The organism is Kitasatospora sp. NPDC034533 (assembly GCF_055575155.1).
In genome coordinates this window covers 41388-57302 of the sequence record NZ_JBVITE010000003.1, presented here as the reverse complement: position 1 = coordinate 57302, position 15915 = coordinate 41388, and the positions used below count along the sequence as shown (strand labels likewise).

General features: G+C 73.9%; 14 protein-coding genes. 12 read left to right on the top strand and 2 right to left on the bottom strand.

The genetic code is table 11. From position 1 onward, the window contains the following. Nucleotides 1-38: 38 nt before the first annotated feature. Complete coding sequence (locus ACZ55U_RS03305; RefSeq protein WP_465521881.1) at nt 39-524, bottom strand: cysteine/serine endopeptidase inhibitor; 486 nt, start codon at nt 522-524, stop codon at nt 39-41. A 264-nt stretch (nt 525-788) separates the two neighbouring features. Here ACZ55U_RS03305 and ACZ55U_RS03300 point away from each other — a divergent pair, with 264 nt between their 5' ends. The 10 genes from ACZ55U_RS03300 (at nt 789) to ACZ55U_RS03255 (ending at nt 12561) form a co-directional block, all read left to right on the top strand. After that, a complete protein-coding gene (locus ACZ55U_RS03300; protein WP_465521879.1) occupies nt 789-980 on the top strand; it encodes a hypothetical protein in 192 nt (63 codons plus the stop codon). A gap of 560 nt (nt 981-1540) precedes the next feature. Continuing rightward, on the top strand, nt 1541-2578 hold the full coding sequence (locus tag ACZ55U_RS03295; protein ID WP_465521877.1) for a TauD/TfdA dioxygenase family protein: 1038 nt from the start codon (nt 1541-1543) through the stop codon (nt 2576-2578). A 28-nt stretch (nt 2579-2606) separates the two neighbouring features. Beyond that, the gene (locus tag ACZ55U_RS03290) at nt 2607-3845 is read left to right on the top strand and encodes an ROK family protein (RefSeq protein ID WP_465521875.1); all 1239 of its coding nucleotides are present in this window, start codon (nt 2607-2609) and stop codon (nt 3843-3845) included. A 94-nt stretch (nt 3846-3939) separates the two neighbouring features. Continuing rightward, nucleotides 3940-5526, top strand: a complete 1587-nt coding sequence (locus ACZ55U_RS03285; RefSeq protein ID WP_465521873.1) for an ABC transporter substrate-binding protein — start codon at nt 3940-3942, stop codon at nt 5524-5526. A 21-nt stretch (nt 5527-5547) separates the two neighbouring features. After that, entirely contained in the window at nt 5548-6492 is a 945-nt protein-coding gene (locus ACZ55U_RS03280; RefSeq protein WP_465521871.1) for an ABC transporter permease, read from the top strand. Nucleotides 6493-6496: 4 nt separating this feature from the next. Continuing rightward, on the top strand, nt 6497-7345 hold the full coding sequence (locus tag ACZ55U_RS03275; protein WP_465521869.1) for an ABC transporter permease: 849 nt from the start codon (nt 6497-6499) through the stop codon (nt 7343-7345). Then, on the top strand, nt 7342-8940 hold the full coding sequence (locus tag ACZ55U_RS03270; RefSeq protein WP_465521867.1) for a dipeptide ABC transporter ATP-binding protein: 1599 nt from the start codon (nt 7342-7344) through the stop codon (nt 8938-8940). Before ACZ55U_RS03275 ends, ACZ55U_RS03270 begins: the two co-directional genes overlap by 4 nt. A 46-nt stretch (nt 8941-8986) precedes the next feature. Beyond that, nucleotides 8987-11383, top strand: a complete 2397-nt coding sequence (locus ACZ55U_RS03265; protein WP_465521865.1) for an arylsulfatase — start codon at nt 8987-8989, stop codon at nt 11381-11383. 109 nt (nt 11384-11492) lie between these two features. Beyond that, on the top strand, nt 11493-12146 hold the full coding sequence (locus tag ACZ55U_RS03260; protein WP_465521863.1) for a 4'-phosphopantetheinyl transferase family protein: 654 nt from the start codon (nt 11493-11495) through the stop codon (nt 12144-12146). A gap of 31 nt (nt 12147-12177) precedes the next feature. Further along, the gene (locus tag ACZ55U_RS03255) at nt 12178-12561 is read left to right on the top strand and encodes a barstar family protein (RefSeq protein ID WP_465521861.1); all 384 of its coding nucleotides are present in this window, start codon (nt 12178-12180) and stop codon (nt 12559-12561) included. 151 nt (nt 12562-12712) lie between these two features. Here ACZ55U_RS03255 and ACZ55U_RS03250 read toward each other — a convergent pair whose 3' ends face one another. Further along, nucleotides 12713-13396, bottom strand: a complete 684-nt coding sequence (locus tag ACZ55U_RS03250) for a polysaccharide deacetylase family protein (protein ID WP_465521859.1) — start codon at nt 13394-13396, stop codon at nt 12713-12715. A gap of 52 nt (nt 13397-13448) precedes the next feature. On the opposite strand from ACZ55U_RS03250, the gene ACZ55U_RS03245 reads away from it, so the two are divergent. Both ACZ55U_RS03245 and ACZ55U_RS03240 read left to right on the top strand, forming a co-directional pair. Beyond that, nucleotides 13449-13718 (top strand): hypothetical protein, encoded by a 270-nt coding sequence (locus tag ACZ55U_RS03245; protein WP_465521857.1) that lies wholly within the window; start codon nt 13449-13451, stop codon nt 13716-13718. A 242-nt stretch (nt 13719-13960) separates the two neighbouring features. Beyond that, complete coding sequence (locus ACZ55U_RS03240; RefSeq protein WP_465521855.1) at nt 13961-15643, top strand: CehA/McbA family metallohydrolase; 1683 nt, start codon at nt 13961-13963, stop codon at nt 15641-15643. The last annotated feature ends 272 nt before the right edge of the window (nt 15644-15915 follow it).

Genomic DNA, 15915 nt, shown 5'->3' with positions numbered 1-15915 from the left:
CACGGCCGTCGAGGGCGGGCACGGCCGTCGAGGGGGCCTCAGCCGAGGGTCGAGCCGGTGATCGGGGCGGAGAGCTCGATGGTCTTGCCGTTCAGGCCGGTCTTGACGAACTGCCAGCTCAGGCCGTTGATGACGCCCTGGCCCAGTGGCGCGAACGTGGCGAAGGCGGGCTGGCTGAGGTCGATGTGGGTGGAGTCGCAGGACGGACACTGGTCCTTCACCGGCACGGTGATGGTCTTGCCCTGGTAGGTCACCTTGACCGAAATGCCCTTGCACAGCGGGTCGTTGTTCGGGTTGGCGGAGGTCCACCAGGTGTGCGAGACGGCGACCAGCATCTGGGTGGCGGCGTTGATCTGGGTGCCGCAGGCGCCGTAGCCGGCGTCGTTGTAGTAGGTGGCCTTGCCGGTCATGGGCGTGTTGATCGGTATCGCGGCGCTGGCGGAGCCGGCCGTGAGGGCGATGAGGGCAGCTGCGGCGAGCGGGGCGCCCGCGAGGATCCTGAGGTTCTTGCCGATGGCACGCATGGTTCGTTCCCTCCGGTTGCAGTGCAGGTCATGAGCATGACATTCACAAGTCGACGGATTCGCACGACAGTTCGTCGACCGAACGTCCGGCCCCTGGGGAGGAAAGCTATGCGCCGGTCCGCATCGCGGTCCAGACCTCCGCGCTGTCGGCAGGAACACAAGGCAGGCATCTTTACCAATGCGCCCGAAGGGGCGAAGATACGTGACCGCCTCGCCACGGAGGGTGTTGACAGGCCGTCACCCGACTCTCCGGAGGCCCCTCAGATGCGCACCACGTTCACCGCCCTGCTCCTGGGCACCGTCCTGCTCCCGACGGCCGCACCCCTCACCGCCGGGGCGGCGCCCCGCGAGGTGAACCAGGGCTACAGCATCCCGGTCGCCGGCGTGACCGATCTCGGCGCGCTGCCCGTCCTGGCGAGCCTCGGGATGGACTTCGCCCGGCTGCTCGGACAGTAGCGCTCCCGCGCCGCCCTCACCGAGCGTCACGACCGCACCGCGCGCCACGATCGCACCGACGTCCGGGCAGGCGTCGGCCCCGGCGGGGGGAGCGCCCGCGCCGGCCCGGATTTCTTCCGCTCCGAAAATTAGTAACCCGCGTACCCGGGTGACAAGCCCGAACGCCCTCCCGCAGCAGGACCGTCATCGGCCCGCCATCCGCCGCAACATGCCGAAAGAAACCGCAAGCAGCCGAAACGAAGCGGCAACACCCTTTCCCACCAGCCAAGATGACGATTGACAGCAGGCCGGGCGGCTGCGCACCATGAGGCCCGAGCCCATCCAGCAGCGACCCGGAAGGAGGGCCGATGCACACCGCCGTCCGCCCCGCCACCCGCCGCTGCCCGCGCCGCTGTTGTCGCGGCGCGCTCGCGTTCTGACCGTCCGCCGCAGCGGACCGCCGCACCCGTACCCCGCGCCCCGCCCTGCGGAGCCGTACGCCCAGCGCTGCCCGAACGCCCCTCCCCGCACCCTTCGCTCATCACTCACGGTCACCGACCCCACCCCGAAAGGGCCCCGCCATGACCACCACCGCCCCCAGCCCGACCGCACTGCGCCTCACCCCCGTCGCCGGCCGGATCGGCGCGCTCGTGCACGACATACGCCTCGGCGGCGACCTGCCCGCCGAGACCGTCGCCGCCCTCGAAGCCGCCCTGTACGAGCACAAGGTGCTCTTCTTCCGCGGCCAGCAGCACCTGGACGACGCCGAGCAGGAGGCCTTCGCCCGGCTGCTCGGCCACCCGATCGGCCACCCCACCGTGCCCAGCGTGGACGGCCGCTACGTCTTCGAGCTGGACGCCACCAAGGGCGTGCGCGCCAACAACTGGCACACCGACGTCACCTTCGTCCCGTCCTACCCCAAGGCCTCGATCCTGCGCGCCCTGGAGCTCCCGCCGGCCGGCGGCAGCACCGTCTGGGCCAACACCGCGGCCGCCTACCAGGACCTGCCCGCCCCGCTGAAGGCGCTCGCCGAGAGCCTGCGCGCCGTCCACACCAACGACTACGACTACGCCGCCCGGCTCGCCCTGCGCCCGGAGCTCGCGGACAACGCCGAGGTCGCCAAGCTGTTCCGGGAGGTGTTCGTCTCCACCGCCTTCAAGACCGAGCACCCGGTGGTACGGGTCCACCCGGTGACCGGCGAGAAGACCCTGCTGCTGGGCGCCTTCGCCCAGCGCATCCAGCAGTTGTCCGGCGATGACAGCAGGGCGCTGATCGACCTCTTCCAGCGCTATGTGGAGCGGCTGGAGAACACCGTCCGCTGGGACTGGCAGGTCGGCGACGTGGCGATCTGGGACAACCGCGCCACCCAGCACTACGCGGTGGCCGACTACGGCGACGAGCCGCGCCTGGTGCGCCGGATCACCCTGGACGGCGACCTGCCGGTCGGCGTGGACGGTGTCCCGAGCCGGCTGCTGGAGCCCGCCGAGCCGCCGCGGGTGCCCGGCCTGGTGCCCGCCCCGGAGCTCGAAGCCGAGGGGCTCCAGGCCGAGAGGATCAAGGCCGAGAAGGCCCGGGGCCTCGGAACCGACGCGCCCGACGCGCCCGACGCGGCCAACTGACCCCGACGCTCCGAGGAGAACGACGTCCGTGACCACGTCCACCGCCCTCCGCGCCGGCGACGACCGCCGGGAGGCCAACGCCTCCGCGGTGCTGCGCACGGTGCTCGACCACGGGCCGATCGCCCGCAGCCGGGTCGCCGCGCTCACCGGGCTCAGCGCCTCGGCCGTCTCCCGGCAGGCGGTGGACCTGGTCCGGCTCGGAATCCTCCACGAGCGGCCGGAGTTGGCGGTCGGCGGCACCGGGGCCCTGGGCCGCCCCCAGCTCCCGCTGGACCTCGACCCGGACCGGCTCGCGGTGGCCGGGCTGCACATCGCCGTGCCGTTCACCACCGTCGCCCTGCTCGACCTGCGCGGCCGGGTGCTGCGCCGCAAGGAGGTTCCGCACCGCGGCCGGACCGGACCGGAACTGCTGAAGGCGCTGCTGGCCCGGCTGCCCCGACTGGTCGACACCCTGCGCGGCCACCGCACGGTGGTGGGGCTGGGCGCCGTCACCGGCGGTTCGGTCGACCCGGACAGCGGCCTGGTCATCCATCACGAGCCCTTGGAGTGGCGGAGCTTGCCACTGCGCGAGCTGCTGTCCGACGCCACCGGGCTGCCCGTCCGGGTGGACAACCACGCCCGGGCGCTCGCCCTGGCGGAGATCCTCTTCGGCCGCCCGGCGGCCCGCCGCAGCATGGTGCAGCTGTTCGCCGGCCACGTGGTGGACGCGGCGCTGGCCGTGGCGGGCACCGTCCATCAGGGCCCCTCCTCGGCCACCGCCGGGCTCGGTCACCTCCCGGTCAGCGGTACCGTCACCGACCCGGACACGGACAGCCGGGAGCGCTGCCACTGCGGTCGGCTCGGCTGCCTCTCGGTGGCCGCCTCGGACACCACGCTGTTCGCGGCGGCGGCGGCCGAAGGGGTCACCGCCGAGCCGGACCGCGAGCAGGTGGTCGCCGCCGTCCGCCGGGGCGACCCGACGGCGAACCGCCTGGTACGCAACCGCGCCCGGCTGCTCGGCCGGGCGCTCGCCCTGCTCGCCGACGTGGTCAACCCCGACCTGCTGGTCCTGACCGAGCACTTCACCTCCCTCGATCCCTCCCTGCTCGACGTCGTCCGGGCCGAGTTCGCTCTGCACTCGCACCTGGACCGGGACGCCGGCCTGCTGGTCTCCCAGCGGCACGGCGCGGACGTCCTCGCCATGGCCGCCGGCTCGCCGGTGCTCGGCGAGCTGTACGCCCGGCCGGTCCACGCGCTCGCCGCACCCCGCGCCGCCCACCGTCCGTAGCCACCCGCCGCCCGCAGACGGGCACCGCCCACGAACAGCCACCGCCCACCGGCCCGCAACCGCCCGCCATCCGCACCGGCCCCGAAGGACCGCCATGACCGCGCTCGCCCGTCCCCCCGCCCCGAGCCGTCGCGCCCTGCTGCGCGCCGGCCTCGCCGGAGCCGGCCTGCTGACGCTCGCGAGCTGCCGCTCCGCCGTCGAACACGCCCGGAACGCGGCCGCGGCGGGCGCCGCCGACTCCCCGCGCCGGGGCGGCGTGCTGGCCGTCGCCACCAGCATCGACATCACCCCGAGCCTGCTCTTCGCCCAGAGCGCCAACGTCCTGGTCCAGCGGCTCGTGTTCAACACCCTGACCAGGTACGACGACCGGCTCCAGCCGCAGCCCGAACTCGCCACCTCCTGGGACGTGGCCCCCGACGGCCTGAGCGTCACCCTCAAGCTGCGCGAGGACGTGCTGTTCCACAGCGGCCGCCGGTTCACCGCCGACGACGTCGTGTTCGCCGTCAGGAACCTCCAGAACCCGGCCCGCTCGGCCCAGTTGAGGTCCACCGCCGCCACCGTCACCGACTTCCGCAAGAACGGCGACTTCGAGCTGACCCTGGTGCTCGCCCATCCGGTCAGCAACCTCTTCGACCTGTTCGAGTTCATGATCATCCCGGACCCGGCGACGGTCGAGGAGGCCGTCGCCGGCACCCGGCTGATCGGCACCGGCCCGTTCACCCTCACCGAGCGCAAGCCCGGGTCCTCGCTCTCCTTCGCCCGCAACGAGCAGTACTGGAACCCCGGCCGCCCCCACCTCGACGGCGTGGAGATCCGGATCATCCCGCAGGCCGAGTCACTGCTGTCCTCGCTCAAGACGGGGCAGACGCACCTGTCGTACAACGTCCGCGGCAAGGACGCCGCCATCCTCCGCGACGACCCCCGGTTCCACGTCAAGCAGTACGACACCGGCTCCGGCGCCTACTACATCGGCGTCGACGTCACCGCCGAGCACGTCAGCGACAAGCGCGTCCGCCAGGCCATCGCCTGGGCGATCGACCGCGACCGCCTCGTCCAGCAGGCCCTCGGCGGCTACGGCAGCGTCTCCTCGGTGCCCTGGCCCAAGTCCTCCCCGGCCTACACCGAGGCCGGCGCGACCCACTACCGGCACGACCCGGAGCGGGCGCGGGCGCTGCTCAGGGAGGCGGGCGCCGAGAACATCACGCTCCCGTTCGCGCACGCCACCGAGCCCGGGCCCACCGCCATCGCGCAGATCCTCCAGTACGACCTCAAGCAGGTCGGCATCGAGACGGTGCTCCAGCCCGCCGACTCGCCGACCATGCAGAAGCAGCTCATCTCGCAGACCATGCCCGCCCTCTGGTCGCTCAGTCACGGCTTCGCCCAACTCCACCCCGCCACCCTCGCGGTGAGCGCCTACCCCTTCAACGAGGCCAAGAACAGCTCGCGGTTCTCCTCCCCCGCCTACACCGACGTCGTGCAGCGCGCCTGGAACCGCAGCGACAGCGACAGCCCCGAGGCCAGGGCGCTCTACCAGCGGATCACCGACGTGCTGCTGGACGAGGAGTTCGTGATCGACCTCGCCATCGCCGGACTGGTCGAGGTCACGGGCCCCCGCGCCAGGGGCGTGACGCTCAACAAGTTCGGCTACCTCAACCTCGACGACGCCTACCTCACGGCCTGACCAGGACGGCCCCAGACAACCATGCGCACGTTCCTCCTGAAACGCCTCCCCAGTGGACTGCTCGTCCTGGTCCTCGCCTCCTTCCTCGTCTTCCTCATCCTCCGGCTGATCCCCGGCGACCCGGCCACCACGCTCGCCGGACCGGACGCCACCCCCGCCGCCGTCGAGGCCATCCGCTCCCAACTCGGCCTCGACCAGCCGGTGTTCAGCCAATACGCGAGCTGGCTCGGCCGGCTGCTCAGCGGCGACCTCGGCCCGAGCTACGCGATCGGCGGCGAGGTCACCGACCTGATCGGCAACGGCCTCGGCGCCACCGCCCAACTCACCCTCGGCGCCCTGCTGCTGGTCGTGCTGATCGCCCTGCCCCTGGCCGTGGTCGGCGCCACCACCAGGCGCCGCCCGGTCGCCGCCGCCGTCCGGGCCGTCACCACCGGCGTGCTGGCCGTCCCGCCGTTCGTCACCGGCGTGCTGCTGGTGCTGGTCTTCGCCGTCGGCTTCGAGCTGCTCCCGGCCGGCGGTCACGAATCCCTGCTGTCCGAACCGGACTTGGCCGTGCAGTACCTGGCGATGCCCGCCCTCTGCCTGGCCCTGCCCAGCGCCGCGGTACTGGCCCGCTACCTCAAGGACGGCATCGAGCGCGCCCTCGCCGAGGACTACGTGCGCACCGCGACCGCGCTCGGCGTCTCCCGGCGGCGGATCGTCTGGCGGCACGCGCTGCCCAACGCCCTGCCGTCCGCCGTCACCGTGCTCGGCCTCCAGATCGGCCACCTCGTCGCCGGGGCCGTCCTGGTGGAGCGGATCTTCGCCTGGCCGGGCCTGGGCCAGCTGATCGAGCAGGGCGTGGTCCGCCGGGACTACCCGGTCGTGCAGGACCTGCTGCTGCTCGTGGTGGCGGTCTACGTGGCCGTCCAACTGCTCACCGACCTGGCCTACACCTGGCTCGACCCCCGGATCCGCTGGGAGTGACCCGATGACCACCGCCACGATTCCCCTCAAGCCCGCCGCACCGCGCGGCCGTTACCGCACCGCCCTGCTGAGCGGGCGCGGCCTGACCGGCCTCGCCCTGGTCGGTCTGGTCGCCCTCGCCGGGCTGCTCGCGCCCCTGCTCACCGGCACCGACCCCAACGCCCAGGGCCCGCTCGCCCTGGCCTCCCCCAGCGCCGACCACCCCTTCGGCACCGACGACCTCGGCCGCGACCTGTACAGCCGGGTGCTGCACGGCATCGGCACCGACCTCGCGCTGATCGTCACCGCCGTCCCGATCGGCGCCCTGCTCGGCTGCTCGGCCGCCCTCCTCGCGGCCACCTCCCGATGGGCCGACCTCGCCGTCCAGCGGGCCTTCGACCTGCTGCTCGCCTTCCCCGGGCTGATCCTCGCGCTGGCCGTCACCGCCGTCCTCGGCCCGGGCCGCTGGCCGGTGGTGATCGTGATCGCACTGGCCGAGATCCCCGGCTTCGGACGGCAGTTGCGGGCCGGCATCCTGGTCCAGCGCGAGCGCGAGTACGCCCTCGCGGCCCGGGTCGGCGGGGCCTCCCGGGCCCGGGTGCTGCTACGGCACGTGCTGCCCAACGCCGTCGACCCGCTGATCGTGCAGACCGCCGTGGCGCTCTCGCTCGGCGTGTTCATCGAGGGCGCGATGAGCTTCCTCGGCCTCGGCGTCCGCCCGCCCGAGCCCACCCTGGGCAGCATCCTCAGCCAGTCCGTCGCCTACCTGGCCACCGACCCGACCTTCGCGGCGGCCCCGCTGGCCGCCACCACCGCGCTGGTGCTCGGCTTCACGCTGATCGCCGAGGCCCTGAACCGGGGGATCCGCCGATGACCACCGTGCTCCGCGTCACCGACCTCACCGTACGGTTCGACCAGATCCCGGGCGCCGCCGCGGGCGCCGCCGCCGTCGACGGCGTCAGCTTCGACCTCGAAGCCGGCGACACCCTGGGCATCGTCGGGGAATCCGGCTCCGGCAAGTCCACCACCGCCCTCGCCCTGCTGCGGATGCTGCCGTCCGGCGGCCGGATCACCGCCGGCTCCGTCGAGCTGGCCGGGCAGGACCTCGCCGCCCTCCCCGAGGACGCGCTGCGCGCCCTGCGCGGCCGGCGGATCGCCATGGTCTTCCAGGACCCGATGTCCTCGCTCAACCCCGTCCTCACCGTCGGGCGCCAGCTGGACGAGGCGCTGCGCGCCCACGGCGGGAAGCTGCGGAAGGCCGAACGGCGCGCCCGCGCCGCCGAGTTGCTCGACCTGGTCGGCATCCCGGACGCCACCGGCCGGCTGCGCGACCACCCGCACCAGTTCTCCGGCGGCCAGCGCCAGCGCATCATGATCGCCCTGGCCCTGGCGCACGACGCCGAGGTGCTGGTCGCCGACGAACCGACCACCGCCCTGGACCCGACCGTCCAGCAGCAGATCCTGCGGCTGCTCGCCCGGATCAACCGGGAGACCGGCACCGCGCTCGTGGTGATCAGCCACGACCTCGGGGTGATCGCCCGGACCTGCCGCCGGCTGCTGGTCATGCGGCACGGCCGGGTGGTCGAGCGGGGCGCCACCGCCGATCTCCTCGCCCGGCCGGAACACCCTTACAGCCGCGAGCTGTTGGACGCCGTACCACGCCTGGAGGAGCCCTCCCGGGCAGCCGCCAACAGCACCCCGGGCGCCGAGCCGCTGCTCACCGTCCGCGGCCTGACCAAGACCTACGGCTCCCGGCGGCGCGCCGTCACCGCGCTGCACGGCGTCGACCTCGACCTGCACCCCGGCGAGACGCTGGGCCTGGTCGGCGAGTCCGGTTCCGGGAAGTCCACCCTGGCCCGGGCCCTGGTCCAGGCGCACGCGCCGTCCGCCGGAAGCATCCGCTTCCGCGGCCAGGAGATCGGCCGCTCACCCCGGCGTGACGTCCAACTCGTCTTCCAGGACCCGTACTCCTCGCTGAACCCCCGGATGACCGCCGGGCAGATCATCGCCGAACCGCTGATCGCGCACCGCCTCGGTAACCGGGAGCAGCGCGCCGCCCGGGTCGCCGAACTGCTGGAGCAGGTCGGCCTGGACCCGGCCACGGCCGACCGCCACCCGCGCGCCTTCTCCGGTGGCCAGCGCCAGCGCATCGGCATCGCCCGGGCGTTGGCGCCCGAACCGAGTGTGCTGATCTGCGACGAGCCGGTCTCCGCGCTCGACGTCTCGGTGCAGGCGCAGGTGATCGAGCTGCTCGCCCGGCTCCAGCGCGAACTCGGCCTGGCCATCCTGTTCATCGCCCACGACCTGGCGGTGGTCCGCCAGGTCAGCCATCGGATCGCCGTGATGCACCGCGGGCGGATCGTGGAGACGGGGCCGGCCGACCGGGTCGTCACCGCGCCCGAACACCCGTACACCGCCGAGCTGCTGGCGGCCGTCCCGACGCTGGAACCCGCCGCAGCCGCCCTCTGAACCCGCCCGCCCTCTGAACTCGCCCGCCCTCCTCCGGAGCCGCCCCATGAGCACCGCACCCGAGCCGGACCCCCATCGCCGCGACCCGTACGCCGGGTTCCCCGGCACCGTCGGCCGCACCTTCGCCGAGTCCACCCCCGCCTGGCCGCAGCCCGTCCGCCCCCGCGAGGGCGCGCCCAACATCGTGGTCGTCCTGATCGACGACATGGGCTACAGCGACATCGGACCCTTCGGCGCCGAGATCCCCACCCCGACCCTGGACCGCCTCGCCGCCAGCGGCGTCCGGCTCGCCAACTACCACACCATGCCGCTCTGTTCACCCGCCAGGGCGGCCCTGCTCACCGGCCTCAACCCGCACCGGGTCGGCTACTCCTTCGTCGCCAACGCCGACCCGGGCTTCCCCGGCTACGGCATGGAGGTCGCCGGGGACATACCCACCCTGGCCGAGCTGCTGCACGATGCCGGGTACGCCACCTACGCGGTCGGCAAGTGGCACCTCACCCGGGACTCCGCCTCCAGCGCCGCCGACGACCGCGCCAACTGGCCGCTCCAGAAGGGCTTCGACCAGTACTACGGCGTCCTGGAGGGCCTCACCAGCCTCTTCCACCCCCACCAACTCGTCCGCGACAACAGCCCGTTGGACATCGACGAGTTCCCCGACGGCTACTACTACACGGACGACATCACCGACCAGGCCATCAAGATGGTCACGTCACTGCGCGCCCACGACGACGCCAAGCCGTTCTTCCTCTACCTCGCCCACAACGCCGTGCACGGCCCGCTCCAGGCCAAACCCGAGGACCTGGCCCGCCACCGGGGCCGCTACGACGGCGGCTGGGACGAACTGCGCCGCACCCGCTTCGCCCGCCAGCTGGCCGCCGGCCACTTCCCGCCCGGCACCGAACTGCCCGAGCGCAACTCCGAGGCCGGGTACGAGGTCGGCCCCTGGGACGAACTCTCCGACGTCCAGCAGAAGTTGTACGCCCGCTACATGGAGGTGTACGCGGCGATGGTCGACAACGTCGACCAGAACCTCGGCCGGCTCACCGACACCCTGGCCGCCCTCGGCGAACTCGACAACACCATCATCGTGTTCACCAGCGACAACGGCGGCACCGGCGAGGGCGGCGCCGAGGGCACCCGCAGCTACTTCAGCCGCTTCGTCCACCACCCGAACCTGCCGGACGACTGGAATCCGGACGTCCAGCGCGAGATCGACCTGATCGGCGGCCCGCGCAGCCTGGTCCACTACCCGCGCGGCTGGGGCATGGCCTCCAACACCCCGTTCCGCCTCTACAAGGGCCAGACCTACGCGGGCGGCGTCCGCGTCCCCTTCGTCCTCTCCTGGCCGGCCGGTCTGCCCCGCGCCGAGCAGGACAACGGCGTCCGCCCCCAGTACCAGTACGTCACCGACATCCTGCCAACCCTGCTCGAACTCGCGGGCGTGGAAAGGCCGTCGGAGCGCCGCGGCCAACCGGTCCAGACCCTCGACGGCATCAGCTTCGCCTCCGTGCTGCGCGACGGCGCCGCGCCCAGCACCCACCACGAGCAGTACTGCGAGATGACCGGCAACCGCAGCTACTACCGCGACGGCTGGAAGCTGGTCACCCTGCACCGCCCCGGCGCGCCGTACGACGACGGCGAGTGGGCGCTGTACGACCTGCGCACCGACCCCACCGAGATCCACGACCTCGCCGCCGAACGCCCGGACCTCGTCAAGGAGTTGTCCGCCGCCTGGGAGGCCGCGGCCTGGCGGAACGGGGTCTTCCCGCTCGCCGACGGCAGCGGCGCCCTCGCCCTGCGCGGACCGGAGGCGGAGCGGCTGCGCCGCCCGGTCACCCTGCTCGCCGGCACCCCCGAGCTGGAGCGCTACCGCTCCTCCCGGCTGGTCTCCTTCCGCTCCTTCACGGTCGAGGTCGCGCTCGACGGCTACCAGGAGGGCGACCAGGGCGTCCTGGTCTCGCACGGCGACCAGGGCGGCGGCTACAGCCTCTACGTCGAGGACGGCCGGCTGCGCCTCGCCTACAACCAGTACGGCGACCTCCTGGAGGCCGACGCCGGCCCGCTGCCGGCCGGCACCCGGCTGATCACCCTGGAAGCCACCGCGGTCGCCGACCTCAAGTGGGAGTTCCGGCTGCTCGTCGACGGCCGGGCCACGGGCGGCGGCCTCGCCGGGGGCGGCGGGGAGGGCCGGGCCGCCGGCGGTGGTGAGGGCCCGCTGCTCGGCCCGGTCCACCAGCTGATCGGCATGGCGCCGTTCCAGGGCATCAGCGTCGGCATCGACCGCAAGTCCCCGGTCTCCTGGCCGGTGCACGAGCGCCACCGCTCCTTCCGCTACACCGGCGCCCTGCGCTCCGTCCGCTACCTGCCCGGCGAGCCGGCACCGTACGACCCGGAGACGGTCGCCCGGGCCCTGCGCGAGGCGGCGGCGGCCTTCGAGTAGCCGGCCACCCGGCAAACAGGTCCCCGATCCGCCCACCAAGATCCGCCGCGCGGGTTACCCTCGTCCCGCGCGGGCACCCACCCCGCGCGGACTTCCGAGGGGGGAACGAATGATCGGGGACCTGCTGCCGGACGCCGTGGTGACCGAGGTGGCCTACGACGACCCGCCGGAGGCCCGGCTGGAGCCCGAGGAGGAACCGGCCGTCGCCCGGGCCGTCGACAAGCGGCGGCGCGAGTTCACCACCGTCCGGCACTGCGCCCGGGCCGCCCTGGCCCGGCTCGGCGTCCCGTACCGCCCGCTCGTCCCCGGCCTGCGCGGCGCACCGAGCTGGCCGGACGGCGTGGTCGGCAGCCTCACCCACTGCGACGGGTTCCGCGCGGCCGCCGTGGCCCGGACCGACGCCCTGGCCTCCCTCGGCATCGACGCCGAGCCGGCGCTGGCGCTGCCCGAGGGCGTCGAGGAGGCCGTCGCACTGCCCGCCGAGCGGCAGCGGCTCGCCAAGCTGGCCGCCGAGCACCCGGGCGCGCCGTGGGACCGCGTGCTGTTCAGCGCCAAGGAGTCGGTGTACAAGGCCTGGTTCCCGTTGACCCTGCTCTTCCTCGACTTCAGCGAGGCCGAACTGGACCTCCACCCCGACGGCACCTTCACCGCCCGGCTGCTGGTCCCGGGCCCGGTGGTCGGCGGCCGGCGGCTCGACGGCTTCGAGGGCCGCTGGGCGGTCCGGGACGGGCTGCTCGCCACCGCGATCGCCGTCACCCACTGAGGCCCCGGCGACCCGGCATATCCTCGACCCCGTGACGGTGACCTATGTGATCGACGGGGACGAGATCAGGACCCTGGAGGACTTCTGGGACGTGGTCGGGCGGACGATCGGGGTCGACGGCTACTTCGGCCGCAACCTCGACGCCTTCGCCGACTGCCTGCGCGGCGGCTACGGCACGCCCGAGGACGGCGACTGGGTCATCGAGTGGCGCCACCACCGGGTCTCGCGCCGCAACCTCGGCTACCCGGAGACGGTCCGCCAACTGGAGCTGCGGCTGGCCCGCGCCCACCCCACCAACCGGGCGCACGTCACCGCCGAGCTGAACGCCGCCCGGGCGGGCAGGGGGCCGACCGTCTTCGACTGGCTGGTCCGGATCATCGAGGAGGAGCACCCGGGCGGTCTGCGGCTGGCGTGAGCCCTGGCGTCGCGGCGATCTCCGTACGCTACGGGCGCTCTCCGCTGACGGCGCACGACGTGCGCGACGGCGCTCTCCGCTCACGGCACCCCGGCTCACCCCCGGCTCACGGCGCACCCGCCTACAGCCTGCCCGCCCACGGCAGGTCCGTTCACAGCACGTCCGAGAGCCGCACGAAGCGCCGTCCCTCCGCCAGCAGCCCCGGCACCGCCGCCGCGACCCCGGGGGCGGTTCCGCCGCCCGGGTGGTTCATGTGCCCGATCACGATCGCGCCCCGGGGTGCGGCGGCGACCTCCTGCCGCACCTCGTCGGCCGGCAGCGTCGCCCCGCCGTCCCCGTTCACGGTGAAGCCCGCCACCCGCTGGCCCAGGTCGGCGACCACCCGGGTGGCGACGTCGTCGTAGTGCGCGGTGCCGGAGCGGAAGAACCGGGGCGCGTGTCCGAGCAGCCCGGCGAGCTTCTCCGCGTTGCCCGCCACCTCGTCGTACACCTCACCGACGTCGCCGGTGCCGGCGATGCCGTAGGCGGAGCGGCCGGTCACCGAGAGCGGGAGGTGGAGGGTGCCGTGGTTGCCGATCTCGAACAGCGGGTCGGCGGCGAGCTGTCCGAACTCCTCCGGGTTGGCGTCGATCCAGCGGGCGTTCAGGAAGAGCGTGGCCGGGACGTCGTGCTCCCGCAGGAAGTCGATCAGGTCGGCGTCGTAGCCGTTGCCGCCGCGTCCGCCGCAGGCGTCGAAGGTGAGCGCCATCGCGCTCCCTCCCTCCGGCAGCTCGGTGAGCACGCCGGAGACCTCCAGCCCCCACTCGCTCGGGGCCAGGCCGCCGTAACGCTCCACCACCTCGTCCCGGGTCGGCCCGTGCGGCTGTTGCGCGGGCTCGGACGCGGACGTGGCCGCCGGGCCCGACGGCGTCGCGGCGGCTTCGGCGGGCCCCTCGGACGGCGTCGCGGACGACGCGGCGGACGGTGGTGCCGCCGAGCCCGCCGGCTCGGTGGCCGACGGCGAGGACGAGCCGGCGCCGGACGACCTGCCCCGGCACCCCGTCAGCGTTCCTCCGGCCACCGCCATGAGCAGCGTCCGCCGACTCACCGACACGGCCGCCTCCCGTCCGATCACTGTTCCGATCACCGTTTCGATCATTGGTCAGATAAACAGATGACATCACTATGAACGGACCACTCGTCACTCCCCGCAACTCGCCCCCACCCGCGCCCGGCCCCTCTTCACCGACCCGCCCCGCTCCGGTGGGCCCCGACTCACCCCCGGTTCACTCACCCGGGTAGGCACGCGAGCGACCAGCGCCGCCGATCCGCCCGCCCGATCCGCCCGCCCGATCCGCCCGCCCGATCCGCCCGCCCGATTCGCCAGCCCCGATCCGCCAGCCCCGAACCGGAGGCCCCGATGCCGACCGAGCCCAGCAGCCCGCGCCCCGACCAGCCGCCGACCGCTCACCCCGCCGCGCCACCGACCCTCCCGGCCGCCGCCCGGCCCGTCCCGACCCCCCGGCCCGCCCGTCGCGACCTGCTCCGCACCGGCCTCGCCACCGGCGCCACCACCGCCCTCGGCCTCGCCGCCGCCACCGGCCCGGCACACGCCGCGACCACCGATGCCCCCGCGACCGCCGATGCCCCCGCGCCGGGCGCCACCGCCGCCGACCGCGTCCTCACCCTCACCGGCCACCTCCCCACCGGCGCCCCCGACTTCGTCTACCTCCCGGTCGAAGTCCCCGCCGGCGTCCGCGAGATCGCCGTCTCCTACGGCTACGACAAGCCGCAGGTCCCGCCCGGCACCCCCGGCAACTCCTGCGACATCGGCATCTTCGACGAGCGCGGCACCGACCTCGGCGGCCCGGGCTTCCGCGGCTGGTCCGGCGGCTTCCGCACCGAGTTCGCCCTCGCCCGCGACACCGCGACCCCCGGCTACCTCCCCGGCCCGATCAACCCTGGCACCTGGCACGTGGTCCTGGGCCCCTACCAGGTCGCCCCGCAGGGCCTGGACTACCGCGTCCAGGTCACCCTCCGGTTCGGCAAGCCCGGGCCGAGGTTCACCCCGCACTACCCGGCCGAGCGGGCCCGAGGCCGCGGCCGGGCCTGGTACCGGGGCGACTGCCACCTGCACACCGTCCACTCCGACGGACGGCGCACGCCCGGGGAGGTCGCCGCCGGAGCCCGCGCGGCCGGCCTCGACTTCATCGTCTCGACCGACCACAACACCAGCTCCTCGCACGGCGCCTGGGGCCCGCTGGCCGGCCCCGACCTGCTGGTCCTCCCGGGCGAGGAGATCACCACCCGCAACGGCCACTGGCTGGCCCTCGGCCTGGAGCCCGGCCAGTTCGTCGACTGGCGCTACCGCTCGCGCGACGAGGAGTACCCGCGCTTCGTCCGCCAGGTCCACCGCGCCGGCGGCCTGGTGGTGCCCGCGCACCCGTACTGCCCGTACGTCGCCTGCCAGTGGAAGTTCGGCTACGAGCAGGCCGACGCCGTCGAGGTGTGGAACGGCCCCTGGACGTACGACGACGAGTCGGCGGTGGACACCTGGGACGGCCGGCTCGCCGTCGCCCTGCGCGAGGGCCGCTCCTGGCTGCCCGCCATGGGCAACAGCGACGCCCACAGCGAGCCGCAGCCGATCGGCTCCCCGCACACCGTGGTGCTGGCCGAGGACCTCACCCGGGACGCGATCCTCGACGGGCTGCGCGCCGGGCGCAGCTGGCTGGCCGAATCCAAGGCGGTCGCGCTGGAGTTCACCGTCACCGGGCACGGCCGGCAGGCCGGCATCGGCGAGGAGCTGACCGTGCCGGCCGACGCCCCGCTGGACGTCCGGCTCACCGTCTCCGGGGTGCCCGGCGGGACGGTCCGCCTCCTCACCGACGAGGGGCAGCTGCACCAGGAGTCGCTGCCCGCCGACGGCTCCGGCACCGTGGTCTGGCGCACCACCGCCTCGCTCGCCGCCTACGTCCGGGCCGAGGTGCGCCACCCCCGGGCGGACGGCACGCCGGGCAGGGGCAACTCGATGGGCCCGGACCTGCCCTGGGGGCCGATGGCCGCGCTCACCAACCCGATCGTGCTGCACGTCGGCGACCGCTGACGGCTCCCCGAGGCCCTTCCTTTCCGGCCCCGACCCGGTCCGGACTCGGCCCCGACCCGGTCCGGACTCGGCCCCGACCCGAGCCCGACCAGGGCACGCCTCGGTCCCGCCCTGGCCCCGACCGCCGCGCCGACCCGCCCAGGAACCGGGTGGGGGACGACTCGGACCACCCGTTTGGACTAGGTTGATCCCCGAAACGCATCAGTCGTAGGGACGAGGCGGTCGGTTGTCCGATGCGGGCCGACCAGCCCCTTCGCACGCCGACCGCCCGC

Excerpts from the sequence above, each read along its gene's own strand:
- ACZ55U_RS03270 (WP_465521867.1), top strand. The coding sequence starts at position 7,342 with ATGACCACCGTGCTCCGCGTCACCGACCTCACCGTACGGTTCGACCAG.
- ACZ55U_RS03285 (WP_465521873.1), top strand. The coding sequence starts at position 3,940 with ATGACCGCGCTCGCCCGTCCCCCCGCCCCGAGCCGTCGCGCCCTGCTG.
- ACZ55U_RS03240 (WP_465521855.1), top strand. The coding sequence starts at position 13,961 with ATGCCGACCGAGCCCAGCAGCCCGCGCCCCGACCAGCCGCCGACCGCT.
- ACZ55U_RS03295 (WP_465521877.1), top strand. The coding sequence starts at position 1,541 with ATGACCACCACCGCCCCCAGCCCGACCGCACTGCGCCTCACCCCCGTC.
- ACZ55U_RS03260 (WP_465521863.1), top strand. The coding sequence starts at position 11,493 with ATGATCGGGGACCTGCTGCCGGACGCCGTGGTGACCGAGGTGGCCTAC.
- ACZ55U_RS03275 (WP_465521869.1), top strand. The coding sequence starts at position 6,497 with ATGACCACCGCCACGATTCCCCTCAAGCCCGCCGCACCGCGCGGCCGT.
- ACZ55U_RS03300 (WP_465521879.1), top strand. The coding sequence starts at position 789 with ATGCGCACCACGTTCACCGCCCTGCTCCTGGGCACCGTCCTGCTCCCG.
- ACZ55U_RS03280 (WP_465521871.1), top strand. The coding sequence starts at position 5,548 with ATGCGCACGTTCCTCCTGAAACGCCTCCCCAGTGGACTGCTCGTCCTG.
- ACZ55U_RS03265 (WP_465521865.1), top strand. The coding sequence starts at position 8,987 with ATGAGCACCGCACCCGAGCCGGACCCCCATCGCCGCGACCCGTACGCC.
- ACZ55U_RS03305 (WP_465521881.1), bottom strand. The coding sequence starts at position 524 with ATGCGTGCCATCGGCAAGAACCTCAGGATCCTCGCGGGCGCCCCGCTC.